At 75.2% G+C, this 17,546-nt stretch carries 14 protein-coding genes; 1 reads left to right on the top strand and 13 read right to left on the bottom strand.

Annotation, left to right across the window (positions count from 1 at the left end; translation table 11 throughout):
• Positions 1–25: 25 nt before the first annotated feature.
• From QNH85_RS14930 to QNH85_RS14920, 3 genes are read right to left on the bottom strand one after another with little or no spacing between them, the layout of a single operon-like run.
• The gene (locus QNH85_RS14930) at positions 26–2,557 is read right to left on the bottom strand and encodes a heavy metal translocating P-type ATPase (RefSeq protein ID WP_282947680.1); all 2,532 of its coding nucleotides are present in this window, start codon (positions 2,555–2,557) and stop codon (positions 26–28) included.
• Positions 2,554–2,787 carry a heavy-metal-associated domain-containing protein gene (locus QNH85_RS14925; protein WP_213282375.1) on the bottom strand — a complete coding sequence of 78 codons (234 nt, stop codon included), beginning with the start codon at positions 2,785–2,787 and terminating at the stop codon, positions 2,554–2,556. The genes QNH85_RS14930 and QNH85_RS14925 overlap by 4 nt, the downstream gene beginning before the upstream one ends.
• Before the next feature lie 29 nt (positions 2,788–2,816).
• Positions 2,817–3,098, bottom strand: coding sequence for a metal-sensitive transcriptional regulator (locus tag QNH85_RS14920; RefSeq protein WP_213282374.1), 282 nt, complete (start codon positions 3,096–3,098; stop codon positions 2,817–2,819).
• Positions 3,099–3,332: 234 nt separating this feature from the next.
• Here QNH85_RS14920 and QNH85_RS14915 point away from each other — a divergent pair, with 234 nt between their 5' ends.
• Positions 3,333–4,331 (top strand): hypothetical protein, encoded by a 999-nt coding sequence (locus QNH85_RS14915; RefSeq protein ID WP_282947679.1) that lies wholly within the window; start codon positions 3,333–3,335, stop codon positions 4,329–4,331.
• An 87-nt stretch (positions 4,332–4,418) separates the two neighbouring features.
• Here QNH85_RS14915 and QNH85_RS14910 read toward each other — a convergent pair whose 3' ends face one another.
• The 10 genes from QNH85_RS14910 to hemE all read right to left on the bottom strand — a co-directional run bounded on the left by QNH85_RS14910 (position 4,419) and on the right by hemE (position 17,392).
• Positions 4,419–6,131 carry a dipeptide ABC transporter ATP-binding protein gene (locus tag QNH85_RS14910; RefSeq protein WP_282947678.1) on the bottom strand — a complete coding sequence of 571 codons (1,713 nt, stop codon included), beginning with the start codon at positions 6,129–6,131 and terminating at the stop codon, positions 4,419–4,421.
• Positions 6,128–7,183 carry an ABC transporter permease gene (locus tag QNH85_RS14905; protein ID WP_282947649.1) on the bottom strand — a complete coding sequence of 352 codons (1,056 nt, stop codon included), beginning with the start codon at positions 7,181–7,183 and terminating at the stop codon, positions 6,128–6,130. Before QNH85_RS14905 ends, QNH85_RS14910 begins: the two co-directional genes overlap by 4 nt.
• 1 nt (position 7,184) lies before the next feature.
• The gene (locus QNH85_RS14900; RefSeq protein WP_213282369.1) at positions 7,185–8,312 is read right to left on the bottom strand and encodes an ABC transporter permease; all 1,128 of its coding nucleotides are present in this window, start codon (positions 8,310–8,312) and stop codon (positions 7,185–7,187) included.
• A gap of 79 nt (positions 8,313–8,391) precedes the next feature.
• Entirely contained in the window at positions 8,392–10,059 is a 1,668-nt protein-coding gene (locus QNH85_RS14895) for an ABC transporter substrate-binding protein (RefSeq protein ID WP_282947646.1), read from the bottom strand.
• Between the two features lie 246 nt (positions 10,060–10,305).
• Positions 10,306–11,619 carry a glutamate-1-semialdehyde 2,1-aminomutase gene (hemL, locus tag QNH85_RS14890; protein WP_282947644.1) on the bottom strand — a complete coding sequence of 438 codons (1,314 nt, stop codon included), beginning with the start codon at positions 11,617–11,619 and terminating at the stop codon, positions 10,306–10,308.
• Positions 11,616–12,656, bottom strand: coding sequence for a porphobilinogen synthase (gene hemB, locus QNH85_RS14885; protein WP_282947642.1), 1,041 nt, complete (start codon positions 12,654–12,656; stop codon positions 11,616–11,618). The genes hemL and hemB overlap by 4 nt, the downstream gene beginning before the upstream one ends.
• Positions 12,653–13,606 carry a uroporphyrinogen-III synthase gene (locus tag QNH85_RS14880; RefSeq protein WP_282947640.1) on the bottom strand — a complete coding sequence of 318 codons (954 nt, stop codon included), beginning with the start codon at positions 13,604–13,606 and terminating at the stop codon, positions 12,653–12,655. Before QNH85_RS14880 ends, hemB begins: the two co-directional genes overlap by 4 nt.
• Entirely contained in the window at positions 13,603–14,559 is a 957-nt protein-coding gene (hemC, locus tag QNH85_RS14875; RefSeq protein WP_282947638.1) for a hydroxymethylbilane synthase, read from the bottom strand. The genes QNH85_RS14880 and hemC overlap by 4 nt, the downstream gene beginning before the upstream one ends.
• A 65-nt stretch (positions 14,560–14,624) precedes the next feature.
• Entirely contained in the window at positions 14,625–16,061 is a 1,437-nt protein-coding gene (locus QNH85_RS14870; RefSeq protein WP_282947636.1) for a protoporphyrinogen/coproporphyrinogen oxidase, read from the bottom strand.
• A gap of 224 nt (positions 16,062–16,285) precedes the next feature.
• Positions 16,286–17,392, bottom strand: a complete 1,107-nt coding sequence (gene hemE / locus QNH85_RS14865) for a uroporphyrinogen decarboxylase (protein WP_428830423.1) — start codon at positions 17,390–17,392, stop codon at positions 16,286–16,288.
• Between the last annotated feature and the right edge of the window lie 154 nt (positions 17,393–17,546).

Below are 17,546 nucleotides of genomic sequence, written 5' to 3'. Positions count from 1 at the left end.
GACCGCCGCCCCGCGGCGGGACCGTTCAGGAGAACCGGCGCAGCCGCAGCGAGTTCGCCACGACCAGCACCGACGAGAACGCCATCGCCGCGCCCGCGATCATCGGGTTGAGCAGGCCGAGCGCCGCGAGCGGGATCGCCGCGACGTTGTACGCGAAGGCCCAGAACAGGTTCTGCTTGATCACCCGCAGCGTCGACCGGGACAGGCGCACCGCCTGGGCGGCCGACCGGAGGTCCCCGCGGACGAGCGTCACGTCGGCGGCCTCGATGGCCACGTCCGTGCCGGTGCCCATCGCGAGGCCGAGGTCCGCGGTGGCGAGCGCCGCGGCGTCGTTCACGCCGTCGCCGACCATCGCGGCCCGGCGGCCCTCGGACTGGAGCCGGCGGACGACGTCGACCTTGTCGGCCGGCAGCACCTCGGCGATGACGTCCGCCTCCGGGATGCCGACCTCGCGGGCGACAGCGCGGGCCGCACCGGCGTTGTCCCCGGTGAGCAGCACCGGGCGCAGACCGAGCGCGCGCAGCTCGTCGACCGCCTGCCGGGACGTCGCCTTCACGGGGTCGCGCAGCACCAGCACGCCGCGCGCGGCGCCGTCCCACGCGACCTGCACGGCGGTGGCGCCGTCGGCCTCCGCGGCCGCGAACCGCGCGGCGAGGTCGTCGTCGGCGGGCACGCCCTCCTGGGCCAGCCAGGCGGGGCGTCCGACGAGCACCCGGCGGGACAGCGCGACGCCGGAGTGCGCCGCCCGGACGACGCCGCTGACCCCGAGGCCCGCGGTCGCACGGAAGTCGTGCACCTGGTCCGAGCCGATGCCCACGCCGTCGCCACCGACGCCCGCGGTCACGGGGGACACGGCGGCCGCGGCCTCCGCGACGGCCCGCGCGATCGGGTGCTCGGCGAGCGCCTCGACCGCCCCGGCGTACCGGAGCACCTCGTCGGCGTCCGCGCCCTCCGGGACGAGCACGTCGACGAGCGCCATGCGGCCCTCGGTGACGGTCCCCGTCTTGTCGAGCACGACGGTGTCGACGGTCCGGGTCTGCTCGAGCGTCTCCGGGCCCTTGATGAGCACGCCGAGCTGCGCGCCGCGGCCGGTGCCGACGAGCAGCGCCGTGGGCGTCGCGAGGCCGAGGGCGCACGGGCACGCGATGATCAGCACCGCGACGGCGGCGGTGAACGCCGCCTGCGCCGAGGAGCCGGACAGCAGCCACGCCCCGAGCGTCGCCAGCGCGAGCACGAGCACCACGGGGACGAACACCGCGGAGATCCGGTCGGCCAGCCGCTGCACGGGCGCCTTGCCGGTCTGCGCGGCGGCGACCAGGCGGCCGATCTGCGCGAGGCGCGTCTCGTCACCGACCCTCGTCGCGCGGACCACGAGGTGGCCGCCGGTGTTGATCGTCGCGCCGGTCACCTCGTCGCCGGGGCCGACGTCGACGGGCACCGGCTCGCCGGTCAGCAGGCTGGTGTCGACGGCGCTGGTGCCGGAGACGACGACGCCGTCCGTGGCGACCTTCTCGCCCGGGCGCACCGCGAACTCGTCACCCGCGCGCAGGCGGTCGACGGGCACGCGCTGCTCGGTGCGCCGGCCGTCCGCGCCCGTGACGAGCAGGGCGACGTCCTTCGCGCCGAGGTCCAGCAGCGCCCGGAGGGCGTCCCCGGCGCGGCGGCGGGACCGGTGCTCGGCGTAGCGGCCGGCCAGCAGGAACGTCGTGACGACCGCGGCGACCTCGAAGTACAGCTCGGGCATGTGGCCGCCCATGTCGGCCGCGGGCCAGAGCGTGGGCTCCATGGTCATGCCGAGCTCGCCCGCCCCGCCGAGCAGCAGCGCCCACAGCGACCAGCCGGTCGCCGCGACGATGCCGATCGACACGAGCGTGTCCATCGTCGACGCCCCGTGCCGCGCGGCCCGCACGGCCGCGCGGTGGAACGGGTACGCCGCCCAGGTCGCCACCGGCAGCGCGAGCAGCGCGACCAGCCACTGCCAGCCGCGGAACTGCCACGCGGGGACCATCGACAGCAGGAGCACCGGGACGGTCAGCACCGTCGCGACCCGCAGCCGGCGGCGCAGGTCGGTGCCGCGCGCGTCGGTCGGGGCGGAGGTGTCCTCGTCGGGGTCCATGTCGTGGCCCGGGGCCATGCTGTGGCCGGACAGCGCGTGCTCGCGCGGGTCCATGCCGGCCATGTCGTGCCCGGCCATGTCGTGGCCGTGCCCGTGCGCGGTGCCCGTGGGCTGCCCCGTGTGCTCCGTGTGCGCGGCGTGCTCGGCCGGCGCCGCGGTCGCTCCGGGGACGTCCCGGCGGCCGGTCACCCGGGCGTCGTACCCGGCGGCGCGCACGGCCTCGACCAGCGCGTCCGTGCCGGGGGTGCTGCCGTCGTCGGCGGCGGACACCTCGACGTGCGCGGTCTCCAGCGCGAGGTTCACCGTGGCCCGGGCGCCGGGCACGCGGTTCAGCCGCTTCTCGACGCGCGCCACGCAGGACGCGCAGGTCATGCCCTCGACGGCCAGGTCGACCGTGGCGACGGGCAGCGGGCGTGCGGGGGTGGTCTCGTCGGTGGTCACAGCAGCGACCCCCTCGGGGTGACGGCGTACCCGGCCTCGTCGACGGCGGCGGCGATCGCGTCGTCGGCGAGCGGGGCGTCGGACGTCACGGTGACCGGGGACGAGCCCCCGGCGACCAGCTGGACCTGCACGTCGGTGACGCCGGGCAGCGCGGTGAGCTCCTCGGTGACGTGGCGCACGCAGTTGCCGCAGGTCATGCCGTCGACGGCGAAGGTGGTGGTCTGGCTCATGGGGGTGGTCCTCTCGGGTTCGGTGGGGGTCAGGAGCGGACGAGCCGGGCGATGGCCTCGGAGGCCTCGCGGACCTTCTCGGCGCCGGCCTCGGGGGACTGCCGGGCGGCGTCCACGACGCAGTGGCCCAGGTGGTCCTCGACGAGGCCGATGCTCACGGCCTGCAGCGCCTTGGTCACGGCGGCGACCTGGGTGAGGACGTCGATGCAGTAGACGTCCTCGTCGACCATGCGGGCGATGCCCCGCACCTGGCCCTCGATGCGCTTGAGGCGCTTCAGGTACTCGTCCTTGTCGCCGCTGTAGCCGTGCACGTCGTGCTCCCTCCGTGCGGGCGCCGACGCGCCCGTCACGATCCCCAACGGTATACCCCCCCGGGGTATTCCCCAGGGCCGGAGGTCCCAGGTGGTGGTCCCGGCATCTCCGAGTGAGCCGGTGGTAGATGTGGGGGACAGCGCACGAACCTGATGCACCGATGGGGGCGAGGAACAGTGGAGATCGGCCCGTACCACATAGTGGGACCGCACGATGATGAGCAGGAGCCGGACGTGCTCGTCCTCGACACCAACGTCGCGATCGACATCGAGCGCTTCTACTTCGGACGGGGTGGAGTCGATCCCATCGCATTGCGCGCGCTGCTCGAGCGGTTCCCGCATCGCGGAACACGTCCGGTCCAGTTCTCTTACGGCTGGGCGGTCGCCGAAGCAAGCTATGTCCGGGGTCGCGGCGTCGACGAGGTCAAGTACCGCTCGATCGACTATGCGTGCGACGTGGTCGCCAACTGGTCGCCGGAGGACGTGCAGAGAGCCTTCGATGATCGACGTCCACCGGTGGCACGGGACAAGAGGTGGCCGAGAAGGGTGCCGCTCCCGGACAACCCGGCCGATCCGAGGGTCGCGCTGGTGGCCCCCTACGGTGCACTGCTCATGCTCGCCCACCTCGACGCTCGACGAAGCACGGGGCACCGCCAGGACGGTGAGGTCGCTCTCCGTGAGTACGTGCGGTGGTTGACCGATGAGCTCGGTGTCCGACAGGCCTACCCGATGACCTTGGCAAGCGGAATCTTCGTGGGCACAGGGCTCTCGAACGAGTCCGCACGGCGGGTGCTCAAGATCTCGGGTGCGGCTGACCCGGACAGACTCGCAAGCACGGCTTGGAATGCGGCGTGGGACGTCCTCCTGACCAGCTTGGGTGAAGGACTCACCTACGGGCTCGCACCGGTAGCGGGAGGCCGCCTGCACAAGGTCGTCACCAGGAACGTCGACCCCATCAACCTCCGCCGTGATGTCGAGGCGCGAGTGATCGTGGACACGGGCACGTCGAAACTGCCCTTCGTATCGTCCAGGGTCGACGTGTCGAAGCGAGCCAACGAGAGGGCCGTCACCGAGATCCTGGAGATGGATCCACTCGAGGCGTTCTCGCGGCACCAGCGAAGTCCCGAAGCGATGTTGACGCAGGCCGCCACTGCAGTCGCGCAGCTCGAAGAGCGCATGGGGGTGTCCCAGAGACTGTCGTTCGACGGATGGAACCTGCGCCCGCCGGCGTAGGGACAAGTCGCCCGAGGTGCTTCAAACTGCGGGCGGGTGCACGACGGTGCACCCGCCCGCAGCGGTGTCATCGCTGGCGCGCGGAGGTCAGACCAGCGCCCGCCACGCCTCGCGGCGCCGCGCCTGCTCGGCGGGGTCCGGGACCGGGAGGCTCGCGAGCAGCCGGCGGGTGTACTCCTCGCGCGGGGCGCCGAGCACCTCCTCGCCGGTGCCCTGCTCGACGAGCTTCCCGCGGTGCAGCACCGCGATCCGGTCGGCGAGCAGGTCGACGACGGCCAGGTCGTGGCTGATGAACAGGCACGCGAACCCGAGGGACTCCTGGAGCTCGGCGAACAGCTCGAGCACCCGCGCCTGCACCGACACGTCCAGCGCGGAGGTCGGCTCGTCGGCGATCAGCAGCTCCGGGTCGAGCGCGAGCGCCCGGGCGAGCGACGCGCGCTGGCGCTGGCCGCCGGACAGCTCGTGCGGGAACCGGTCGCCGTACGCCTTCGGCAGCTGCACGGACTCCAGCAGCTCGTCGACCCGTGCCCGGGCCGCGCGGGCGTCGGACGCCCGGCCGTGCACGACGAGCGGCTCCGCGACGCACTCCGCGATGGTGAGCAGCGGGTTGAACGACGTCGCCGGGTCCTGGAACACGAACCCGATCCGGGGCCGGACGGGCCGCAGCTGCCGCTCCTTGACGCCGTTCATCTCGACGCCCAGCACCTCCAGCGAGCCGCCGGTCACCCGGGTGAGCCCCGCGATCGCCCGGCCGATCGTCGTCTTGCCGGAGCCGGACTCGCCGACCAGGCCGACGACCTCGCCCGGGCGGATCGACAGCGACACCTGGTCCACGGCCCGGAACCCGGGCTGCCGGAGCCGGCCGGGGTAGGTGATCTCCAGGTCCCGCGCTGCGACGACCGGCGCCTGCTCCGCCCAGCCGGGCGCACGGGCCTCGGCACGGGCCCGGGCGTGCGCGCCGCCCTGGCCGATCCGGGGCACGGCGTCGAGCAGCGCCCGGGTGTACGGGTGCGCGGGCGCGCCGAACAGCTGCGCGACCGGCGCCTGCTCGACGATCTCGCCCTGGTACATGACCGCGACGCGGTCGGCGAGGTCGGCCACCACGCCCATGTTGTGCGTGATGAGCACGATCGCGGCGCCGAACTCGTCGCGGCACCGGCGCAGCAGGTCGAGGATCTCGGCCTGCACGGTGACGTCGAGCGCGGTCGTCGGCTCGTCGGCGATGATCACGCCCGGCTCCAGGACCAGGGCCTGCGCGATGACGATGCGCTGCTTCTGGCCGCCGGAGAATTGGTGCGGGTAGTGGTCGATCCGGTGCTCCGGGTCGGGGATGCCGACGCGGCGCAGGATGTCGATCGCCTTGGTCTTCGCCTCCGCCCGGCTGAGCTTCTCGTGGGCGCGCAGGCCCTCGATGATCTGCCAGCCGACCGTGTAGACGGGGTTCAGCGCGGTCGACGGCTCCTGGAACACCATCGCGGCGTCCCGCCCCCGCACCCGGCGCAGGCCCGGCTTGTCGAGCGCGATGACGTCATTGCGGTGCGCGCCGTCCCGGGAGGACAGCACGACGGCGCCGCGCGTGGTGGCGGTCTCCGGCAGGAGGCCCAGGATCGTCTTGGCGGTGACCGACTTGCCGCTGCCGGACTCGCCGACGACGGCCAGGACCTCGCCGGCGCCGACCGACAGGGACACGTCGTCGACGGCCCGGACGTCGCCGGCGTCGGTCGCGAACGACACCGACAGGCCGGTGATCTCGACCAGCGGCGCGGAGGCCGGGCCGGTGCTGCTCGTCGCGGTGCTCATCGGCCCGCCTCCGTCCCGGGCTCGAGGCCCTCCAGGCCGCCGGGCGCGGTGAGCGCACCGCCCGGCACGACGGACGTCGCGGCGACGTCCCCGGCCACGTCGGCCGACGCGCGGCGGTTGCGCAGCCGCGGGTCCGCCAGGTCGTTCAGCGACTCGCCGACCAGCGTCATGCCGAGCACCGACAGCACGATGGCGACACCCGGGAACACGGCGGTCCACCAGATGCCGCTGGTGACGTCGGCGACCGCGCGGTTGAGGTCGTAGCCCCACTCGGCGGCCTTGGTCGGCTCGATGCCGAAGCCCAGGAACCCGAGGCCGGCGAGCGTGAGGATCGCCTCGGACGCGTTCAGCGTGATGATCAGCGGCAGGGTGCGGGTGGCGTTCCGGAGCACGTGCTTGGTCATGATGCGCCAGTTGCTCGCGCCGATGACGCGGGCGGACTCGACGAACGCCTCCGACTTGATCCGGATGGTCTCGGCCCGCACGACGCGCAGGTACTGCGGGGTGAACACCACCGTGATCGACAACGCCGCCGCGAGGACGCCGCCCATCATGCTCGACTGGCCGCCGCTGATGACGATGGCCAGCACGATCGCGAGCAGCAGGCTCGGGAACGCGTAGACGGCGTCGGCGATCACCACGAGGACGCGGTCCAGCCAGCCGCCGAAGTACCCGGAGATCAGGCCCAGGAGCACGCCGATGAACAGCGACGCGACGATGGCGATCACGATGACGAGCAGCGCCGTGCGGGAGCCCCAGATGACGCGGGACAGCACGTCGTAGCCGCCGACGGTGGTGCCGAACCAGTGCTCGGCCGACGGCGGCTGCTGCGCGCCGAAGCGCCCGTCCGCGTCGCGGAGCTGGCCGTAGCCGTAGGGCGCGAGCAGCGGGGCGAAGATCGCCCCCAGGATCAGCAGCGCCGTGAGGACGAGGCCGGTGACGAGCATGCCGCGCTGCAGGCCGACGGACTGCCGGAGCTGGTGCACGACGGGCAGGTTGCGCCAGGTGCGGCGCACGGGGGCCGCCGCGGGGGCGGGGGTCGCGGTCGCCATGTCAGTACCTCACCCTCGGGTCGATCAGCGCCGCGATGACGTCGACCAGGAAGTTCGTGACGGCGACGATCACCGCGAGCATGACGACGATGCCCTGCACGGCCACGAAGTCGCGGGCCTGCAGGTACTCCGAGAGCTGGAAGCCGAGGCCGCGCCACTCGAAGGTCGTCTCGGTGAGCACCGCGCCCACGAGGAGCATCGCGATCTGCATGCCGATCACCGTGACGATCGGGATGAGCGCCGGCCGGTACGCGTGCTTGCGCAGCAGCCGGGACTCCGCGACGCCGCGCGACCGGGCCGCGTCGACGTAGCCGGAGCCGAGCGTGCCGATCACGTTGGTCCGGACGAGCCGCAGGAACACGCCGGCGGTCAGCAGGCCGAGGGCCAGCGCGGGGAGGATCGCGTGCTGCAGGACGTCGACGACGACGTCGGGGTTCCCGGTGCGGATCGCGTCGATCAGGTAGATGCCGGTCGGGTCGTCGAGCTGCCGCATCTCGATCTCGGAGCGCGTCGACGCGCGCCCGGCGACCGGGAGCCAGTCGAGCTGCACGGCGAACACGAGCTTGAACAGCAGGCCGGAGAAGAACACCGGGGTGGCGTAGCAGGCGATCGCGAACACGCGGAGCACGGCGTCCGGCACCCGGTCGCGGAAGTACGCGGCGGCCAGGCCGAACGGGATGCCCACGACGAACGCGACGATGAGGGCGTAGAACGCCAGCTCGAGCGTCGCGGCGCCGAAGGTCGTGATGACCTCGGTGACGGGCCGCGTGTCGCTCAGCGTGGTGCCGAAGTCGCCGCGCAGCAGCTGCCCGAGGTACTCGACGTACTGGGTCAGGACCGGCCGGTCGTAGCCGGCCTGGTGGATGCGCTCCGCGAGCTGGTCGGCGGGGAGCCGGCCGCCCTGCGCGGCGGTGATCGGGTCACCGGTGGCACGCATCAGGAAGAACACGACCGTCACGAGGATGAAGACGGTCGGGATGATGAGGAGGAACCGGACCAGCAGGTACCGGCCGAGCCCGCCGCCGGAGCGCCTGCGGGCCTGTCGGACGACGGGGGAGTCGCCGTCGGGTGCGGTCCCGGACGGCACGCCCGTGGGCTGCTGCGGTCCGGTCAGTGAGGTGGAGGTCATGTCTCTCGTTCGTCCCTGTGACGACCGACGCGGGCCGCTCGGGAGGTGAGCGGCCCGCGTCGGGTGTCAGGTGAGTCGATCAGCCGTTGGACAGTGCGCCGTAGCGGAACTTGAACGAGGCGTCGAGGGTGTCCTCGGCCCCCTCCACGCCGGAGCCCACGACGGCGACCTGCGCGCCCTGGAGCAGCGGCACCGTGGACAGGTCCCCGGCCACCGTCTCCTGGATCTGCTCGATGAGCGCGGTGCGCTCCGCCGGGTCGGCGGTGACGGCCTGCTGGAGGATCAGGTCGTTCACCTCCTGGTTGTCGTAGTGGTTGCCCAGGAAGTTCTCCGTGAGGAAGAACGGCGTCAGGTAGTTGTCCGCGTCGGAGTAGTCCGGGAACCAGCCGAGCTGGTAGGCCGGGTAGACGTCCGAGGTGCGGTCCTTCGCGTACTGCACCCACTCGGTGGTCTGCAGGTCGACCGCGAACAGGCCGGTGGACTCGAGCTGGTCCTTGATCAGCGCGTACTCCTCGCCGGAGGACGGGCCGTAGTGGTCGTTGCTGTACTGCAGCGACAGCTGGACCGGGGTCTCGACGCCCGCGGCCTCGAGGCGCTCGGCCGCCTTGTCGGCGTCCGGGCCGCCCTCACCGTCGCCGTAGAGGGGCTTGAGCGCCTCGGTGGCGCCGGTCAGGCCCTCGGGGACGAACGAGTACAGCGGCGTGTACGTGCCCTTGTAGACCTGGTCCGCGATCTCCTCGCGGTCGACCAGGTCGGCGACGGCCTGGCGGACGGCGAGCGCCTTGGCCGCGTCGGCCTCCGGCGTCGTCGCGCCGAACGGCTGCGTGTTGAAGTTGAACGTGATGTAGCGGATCTCGCCGCCGGGGCCGTCCACGACCTTCACGTTGTCGTCGCCGCGCAGGTCCTCGATGTCCGTGGCGGACAGGCTGCGGAACGCGACGTCGACGTTGCCCTCCTGGACGTCGAGCTTCAGGTTCGAGGAGTCGGCGTAGTACTGGACGCTGACCTCCTCGGTCTTCGGCGCGCCGAGCAGGCCCTGGTACTCCGGGTTGGCCTGGTACGTGATCAGCTCGTTCTGGCTGTAGTCCGTGATCGTGTACGGGCCGGCGAAGGCCTCGCCCGCGACGATCTCGTCGTCCGGCGTCAGCGCGTCGGCGGCGAAGACGTCCTCGTCGACGATCGGGCCCGCGGGGCTCGACAGGATCTGCGGGAACACCTGGTCGTCCGGGGACTTCAGGGTGAACACGACGGTGGTGTCGTCCGGCGCCGCGACGCTGGCCAGGTTGTAGAGCAGCGAGCCGGGGCCGTTGCCCTCGTCCGCGCCCGACTCGAAGATGGCGAGCTGGCGGTCGAACGTGAACTTCACGTCGGAGGACGTGAGCTCGTTGCCGTTCGCGAAGGTCAGACCCGGCTTCAGCGTCACCGTGTACTCGGTGGGCGAGGTGAACTCGGCCGACTCGGCGATGTCCGGCTCGACGTCCGGGCTGCCGAACGGCGTGTTCATCAGGAACGGGTAGACCTGGTTCATGACGGCGAACGAGCCGTTGTCGTACGAGCCGGCGGGGTCGATCGTCGTGATCTTGTCCGTCGTGCCGATGAGCAGCGAGCCGCTGCCGCCGCCGTCGCCGTCCGAGGCGTCGTCGTCGCTCCCGGACCCGCCGCCGCACGCGGCGAGGACCAGGGCGGTGGCGACGAGGCCGGCGCCGGTCGCGAAGCCGCGTCGGCGGCCGTGGGGAACCGCAGTCATGCGTGTACCTCTTCCCTGAAGTGATGGCCCCTACCCGCTGCCGGTGGCAGATCCGCCCGGCCGGAGCCGGGCGTCGCCCTGCGGCGGGGTGGTCGTGCGCTCACGAGCGCGGGGGCGCACGTGACGAGGGTCTTAGGGATAGCACAGAGAACGTACGAACAGGACATTCCTGTGTTACAGGCGCATTTCAGGAAGGTCACGGTCCAGGTCAGCGCCGACGCCCGCCGGGTGGTGGCGCGGCCGCGGTCAGGGGGTCGGCGGGGTCGCCTCCGCCGCCGCGCGGGCCGCCGCGGGGAGCGCGTCGACGACCCGCTCCAGCGCCGCGTCGTCGTGCGCCGCCGACAGGAACCACGCCTCGAACGCCGACGGCGCCGCGTAGACGCCGTCGCGCAGCAGGCTGTGGAAGAACGCGGGGTAGCGCCACGACTCCGAGGCGAGCATCTCCGCGTAGTCCCGGGCGCCGGCGTCGGTGCCGAGCACGGTGCTGAACAGGTTCCCGGCGTGCTGCACCGCGTGCGGCAGCCCCGCCGCGGCGAACGCGTCGTCGACCGCCGCCTGGAGCGTGGCGGAGGCGACGTCCACCCGCGCGTACACGGCGTCGTCCGCGAGCCGCAGCGTCGCGAGCCCCGCGGCGACCGCCACCGGGTTCCCGGACAGCGTGCCGGCCTGGTAGACCGGGCCGACCGGGGCGAGCGCGTCCATGACCTCCGCCCGGCCGCCGAGCGCCGCGACCGGCAGACCGCCGCCGACGACCTTGCCGAACGTCAGGAGGTCCGGGTCCCAGCCCTCGCGCTGCGCCTCGAGCCCCCACCAGCCGGCGGGGCCGACGCGGAAGCCGGTGAGCACCTCGTCCTGGATGAGCAGCGCGCCGTGGGCGTGCGCGATGCGGGCGAGCGCGGCGTTGAAGCCCGGCGCCGGCGGGACGACGCCCATGTTCGCGGGCGCCGCCTCCGTGATGACCGCGGCGACGGTCGGGCCGTGCTCGGCGAACGCCGCCTCGACGGCCGCGAGGTCGTTGTAGGGCAGCACGATCGTCTCGGCGGCGATCGACGCCGGCACCCCGGCGGACCCCGGCAGCGCGAGCGTCGCGACCCCCGAGCCCGCGGCGGCCAGCAGGCCGTCGGCGTGCCCGTGGTAGCAGCCGGCGAACTTGATCACGCGGTCGCGCCCGGTCACGCCGCGGGCGAGCCGGATCGCGGTCATCGTGGCCTCGGTGCCGGTGGACACCAGGCGCAGCCGCTCGATCATCGGCACGCGGGCGCGCACGGCCTCCGCGAGCTCCACCTCGCCGAGCGTCGGCGCACCGAACGACAGGCCGCGCCCGGCGGCCTCGCGGACCGCCTCGACGACCTCCGGGTGGGCGTGCCCCAGCAGCGCCGGGCCCCACGACCCGACGAGGTCGACGTACTCGCGCCCCTCGACGTCCGTGACGTACGCGCCGCGCGCGGACGCGAGGAACCGGGGCGCCCCGCCGACCGACCCGAACGCGCGCACCGGCGAGTTCACCCCGCCGGGCACCGAGGCCCGGGCCCGCTCGAACAGCTCCTCCGACGTGGTCATCGCCACTCCTCCCGCAGCCAGCAGGCCAGCTCCACGGCCCAGTAGGTCAGCACCTGGTCGGCGCCGGCGCGGCGGATGCCGAGCACCGACTCGGTGATCGCGCGCCGCCGGTCCAGCCAGCCCTGCGCGGCGGCGGCCTCGACCATCGCGTACTCGCCGGACACCTGGTAGGCCGCGACGGGCACGGTGCTCATCGCGGCGACGTCGGCCAGCACGTCCAGGTACGCCCCGGCGGGCTTCACCATGACGACGTCGGCGCCCTCGGCGATGTCCAGCTCGACCTCGCGGACCGCCTCGCGCCGGTTGGCGGGGTCCATCTGGTACGTGCGGCGGTCGCCCTCCAGCGTGGACTCGACCGCGTCCCGGAACGGCCCGTACAGCACGCTCGCGAACTTCGCGGCGTACGCGAGCACGGCGACGTCGGTGCGGCCGGCGGCGTCGAGCACGTCGCGGATCACGCCGACCTGACCGTCCATCATGCCGCTGGGGGCGACCATGTGGGCGCCCGCCTCGGCCTGGACCAGCGCCATCTCGGCGTAGCGCACCAGCGTGGCGTCGTTGTCGACCGTGCCGTCCGCGGTGAGGACGCCGCAGTGGCCGTGGTCGGTGAACTCGTCGAGGCAGAGGTCCGCCTGGATCACGAGCGCGTCCCCGACCTCGGACCGCACGTCCGCGATGGCGGCGTTGAGGACGCCGTCGGGGTCCGTGGCGCCCGAGCCGACGGCGTCCCGCACCTGCGGGACGCCGAACAGGTTGACGCCCGCGATCCCCGCCGCGGCGGCCTCGGCGGCGGCGCGGCGCAGGGAGTCGCGCGTGTGCTGCACGACGCCCGGCATCGAGGCGATCGGCTGCGGCTCGGAGAGGCCCTCCTTGACGAACATCGGCAGCACGAGCTCGGCGGGGTGCAGCCGCACCTCGCTGACCGAGCGGCGCAGCGCCGGCGTGCCGCGCAGGCGGCGGGGGCGCGTCCGCCCGGGCCGGGCCGCGGCGACGGCGGCGGCCGCGAGGGTGGGGATGTCGGTCGGCTGCGTGGTCATGCGTGCTCTCCGTCGGGGTCGGCCGCCCGGGGTGCGGCGGCGGTGTCGGGGCCCGTCGTGGGCCGCGCGGCGGGGTGGGCCGCGGGGCCGTCCGGGTCGGGTGCGGGGGTGTCGGCGTCGCTCGTGCCGGCCGCAGGGCCCGCAGCGGCGAGCGCCGCCCCGGCCAGCGCGGCGACGAGGCCGCCGGGCGTCTGGTCCTGGGCGACGGCGTCCACCCGGAGGCCGGCGCGGCGCGCCTCGGCGGCCGTGGACTCGCCGATGCAGCACACGAGCGTGCCCGCGGGCGGGGCGCCGAGCATCGTGAGCAGGTTGCGCGCCGTGCTGCCGGAGGTCAGCAGGACGGCGTCGACGTCGCCCGCCGCCCAGGACGCGCGCGTCTCGGGCTCCGGGGCCGGCCCGGGCACCGTGCGGTAGGTCACGACGACGTCGACGAGCCACCCGTGGGCGGTCAGCCCCTCGGCGAGGGTGGGCGACGCGAGGTCGCCGAGCGGCAGGAGGACGCGCTGCGGCTCGTCGCCGACGGGCGGCCACGCGGCGAGCAGCGCCGCGGCGGAGGACGTGCCGACGGGGACGAGGTCGACCCGGACCCCGGCCTCGCGCAGCGCCCGCGCGGTCGTCCCGCCGACGGCCGCGACGCGGCACCCGGCGAGCAGGTCCGGCAGCGTGTTGCCGGTCTCGTCCGCGCGGTCCACGAGCACGGGCACGGCGGCGGCGCTCGTGACGGCGACCCACGCGTAGTAGCCGACCTCGAGGGCGAGGAGCGCGTCGTCCAGCTCCGTCGGGTCGAGCGGCGGCACCGTCTGGATCAGCGGCACGACGAGCGGCTGGGCACCGGCGGCGCGCAGGGCGATCACCAGCGGGTCGGGGCCGGGGGTCTCGCGCGGGACCAGCACGGTCCGCCCGGCGAGGGGTCCGGCGGTGACGACCTGCGGCGTCTGCGGGCCCGTCACGCCCCGAGTCCCGCCAGGTCGGCGGCGCCGTCGGCGAGCAGCTCGTCGGCCAGGCGGGTGCCCAGCGCGGCGGCGGCCAGCGCCGAGCGCGCGTGGTCCTCGGTGCCCGCCAGCGCGGTGGAGCCCGTGCGGCGCAGCGAGGCGGAGCCGTCCGGCCGCAGGACCACGGCCTCGAGCGTCAGCACGTCGTCGTCGCCGAGCCGGGCGTGCGCCCCGACCGGCGCGGCGCACCCCGCCTCGAGTCGGCTGAGCAGCGCACGCTCGGCCAGCACGGCGAGGTGGGTGGGGCGGTGGTCCAGCGTGGCGAGCGCCCGGGCGAGGGGGCTGCCGTCCGCCGCGTCCGCGGTGCGCACCTCGACAGCGAGGGCGCCCTGGGCGGGGGCAGGTGTCATGACGTCGAACGGGAGGGCCTCGGTCACCGCGTCCAGCCGCCCGAGCCGGGCGAGCCCCGCGCTGGCCAGCACGACGGCGTCGAGGTCGTCCTCGATGCGCCGCAGCCGCGTGTCCACGTTGCCGCGGATGTCGACGACCTTCAGGTCCGGCCGCGCGGCCCGGAGCTGGGCGGCCCGGCGCGGGGAGCCCGTGCCGACGGACGCGCCCTCGGGCAGCGTCGCCAGCGTCCGGCCGTCGCGGGCGCACAGGGCGTCGCGCGGGTCCTGCCGGAGCGGCACGGCGGCGACCACGAGCCCCGGGGACGCCGCGGTCGGCAGGTCCTTGAACGAGTGGACGGCCACGTCGCACCGGCCGTCGAGGAGGGCGTCGCGGAGCGCGGTCACGAACACGCCGGTGCCGCCGAGGGTCGCGAGCGACCCGGTGAGCCGGTCGCCGTCGGTGCGGACCCGGACCAGCTCGTGCTCGCCGGCGCCGAGGGCGGTCAGGGCGTCGGCCACGTGTCCCGTCTGCGTCAGGGCGAGCGCGCTCGCACGGGTACCGACCCGGACCGTCAGGGGCATGGTCACAGTGTCCGTCACCCTCGGCGAGGATGTCGAAACGGCCTGGTCAGCCCGGGGGGCGGCGCTCACGGCGCGTCGGTCGGGTCGGGCGCGCCGACGGCGGCGACCGCGGCGGCGGTCGCCCGGGCGTCCGGCACCACGGACGCGAGCCCGTTCCCGGACACCCACGCGCCGACCACGGCGAGCCCGGGCACCCCCGCGACGGCCGCGCGGACCTGCTGCACGGTGCGGCGGTGCGCGGCGCTCGGCACGGGCAGCCCCTGCGACCACGGCACCCGCGCGGCGGCCCGGACCTGCGCGGCCGTGAGCGGGACGCCCAGCACCGCCGCGGCGTCGCGCAGGGCGAGGTCGGTGAGCGCGTCGAGGTCCCGGGGGAGGGGGTCGCCCGCGTCGTCGCCGGCCCGGCCGTACGACAGCCGGACGACGTGCCGGCCGGGTCCCGCGGCCTCGGCGAGCCAGCCCCACTTGGCGGTCGCGTGCGTCAGGGCCTTGGCGCGGACGCCCTGCACGCCGCGCGCCACCAGCACGCCGGTGCCGCGGGGCGCGGAGTCGAGCTCCGGGGCGTCGAGCACGAGGGTGACCAGCACGATGTCGGCGCCGGGGTCGGTGTGCAGCCCGGCGAGGTCGGGCGCGACGCCGGCGAGCAGGTCGACGGCCCGCGGGGTGGCGACCACGAGCCGCCGCGCGCGCAGCACCTCCGTCGCGCCGGCCTCGCCGGTCACCGTCACGTGGAACACCCCGTCGGTGCGCTCCACCGCGACGACCGCGGTGCGCGTGCGGACCGTCCCGCCGCGCGCCTCGACGTCCGACGCGAGCGCGTCGACGAGCACGTGCAGCCCGCCCCGGAACCCGGCGACCGCCGAGCCCGCCGGGGCGAGCGCGCGCATGGCGGCCACGGCGCCGGCGAGCGAGCCCTCGCGCCGCACGGCCGCGGCCAGGCCCGGCGCGACCGCGTCCGCCGCGACGTCGTCCGGCTCGGCCGCGTGCACCCCGGCGACCACGGGCCGGACGAGCCGGTCGAGGACCCGCGCGCCCATCCGGGCCCGGACCAGGCCGCCGAGGGTCGGGACCTCCGCGCGCAGTCCGACGGAGGCCGGCAGCACCCGGTCGAGCGCGGCACGCAGCGAGCCGACCGTCCCCAGGGTGCGCCGGACGTCGGGCGCCCACGGGTCCGCGGGGATGCCGAGCAGGCCGGTGCGGGGCAGCGGGCCCGCGCCGTGCGGCAGCCGCACCCAGGCGCCATGCGGCTCCGGGGTGACGACGCGGTCCGTCAGGCCGAGCTCGGCCGCGAGCGCCGCGACCACGCCGCCGCGCGTCGCGAAGGACTCGGCGCCGGCGTCCAGCAGCAGGCCGTCGACCTCGTGCCGGCCGACGACGCCGCCGGGGGCGCGCCACGCCTCCAGCACCAGCGGGCGCAGTCCCGCGACCGCCAGCTCCCGCGCGGCCACCAGCCCGGCGACCCCGCCGCCGACGACGACCGCGTCGTCACCCCGCAGCCGCATCGCGCCTGGGTGCGGCCGCCGCACGGCCCGGGCCCCCCGCCCCGCCCCGGCCTGCTCCGCATCCCCGCGGTCCCGCGTGCGCCCCACGCCCGCCGCCCCCTGGGGCCGGTCGGCCCCCCGCGTCCCCTGCTCGGCCGGGGCCTGCTCGCTCGTGGTCCGCTCCTTCGCCTCGTCCCTCGTCCCACCCTGCCCGCCCCGCGGCGCGCGCGGGTGGGACCTCCGGGTCAGATCTCGTGCACCAGCCGCACGACGCGGGTCAGCACGTCGGGGGCGGTCTCGGGCGGCACGCCGTGCCCGAGGTTGACGACGTGCCCGGGTGCGACGGCGCCGCGGGCCACGACGTCCCGCACGTGCGCCTCCAGCACCGGCCAGGGGGCCGCGAGCAGCGCGGGGTCGATGTTGCCCTGCACGGGCACGCGGCCGTCGAGCCGGCGGACCGCCTCGTCCAGGCCGATGCGGTGGTCGACGCCGACGACGTCCGCTCCGACGTCGCGCATGGCCGCGAGCAGCTCACCGGTGCCGGTGCCGAAGTGCACCCGGGGGACCCCGAGGTCGGCGACGTGCGACAGCGCCCGGGTGGACGCCGGCGCCACGCGCCGCGTGTAGTCGGTCAGCGAGAGGGAGCCCGCCCAGGAGTCGAACAGCTGCGCGGCGCTGGTGCCCGCCAGCACCTGCGCGCGCAGGAACGCCCCGGTGACGTCCGCGGCCCACTCGGTCAGCGCGCGCCACGTGTCCGGGTCGGCGTGCATGAGCGTCCGGGCGGCGAGGTGGTCGCGCGACGGGCGGCCCTCGACCAGGTAAGCGGCCAGGGTGAACGGCGCGCCGGCGAACCCGATCAGCGGGGTGCTGCCCAGCGCGGCGACGGTCAGGCGCACCGCCTCGGTGACCGGCGCCAGCACCTCGGCGGTCAGGGACTCCGCCGGCGACTCGGCCCGCAGCCGCGCCACGTCGTCCGCGGTGCGGACCGCCGCGCCCAGGACCGGCCCGACGCCGGGCTCGATCTCGACGTCGACGCCCGCGAGCCGCAGCGGGATCACGATGTCCGAGAAGAAGATCGCCGCGTCGACCCCGTGCCGCCGCACGGGCTGCAGCGTGATCTCGGACGCCAGGTCCGGGGTGAGGCAGGCGTCGAGCATCGCGGTGCCGCGGCGGGCCTCGCGGTACTCGGGCAGCGACCGGCCGGCCTGCCGCATGAACCACACGGGGCGCCGCGCCGGGGTGCGGCCGCGGTAGGCGTCGACCAGCGGGGCGTGCGCGGTCCGGCCGTCGACCAGCGGGGGGGCGGCGGGCAGGCCCGCGGCGGGGAACGGCCGCCGGGACCGCCCCGGCAGGGCGCGCGGGGGGGGGGGGGCGGAGGCCCCGCCACGCCGCACCGGCCTGGTCGGAGAAGTAGAGGATCTCCCCGAGGACGCACGCGTGGACGCGGATGCCCAGCGCGTCGACCTCGTCGTACGCGGTGTCGAGCATCCGCCGCTGCCACCGCTC

It is taken from the genome of Cellulomonas endometrii, assembly GCF_949769265.1.
GTDB classification, from domain to species: Bacteria; Actinomycetota; Actinomycetes; order Actinomycetales; family Cellulomonadaceae; genus Cellulomonas; species Cellulomonas endometrii.
The sequence above is the reverse complement of the archived record's forward strand: the minus strand, read 5'-3'. Positions and strand labels throughout refer to the sequence as shown.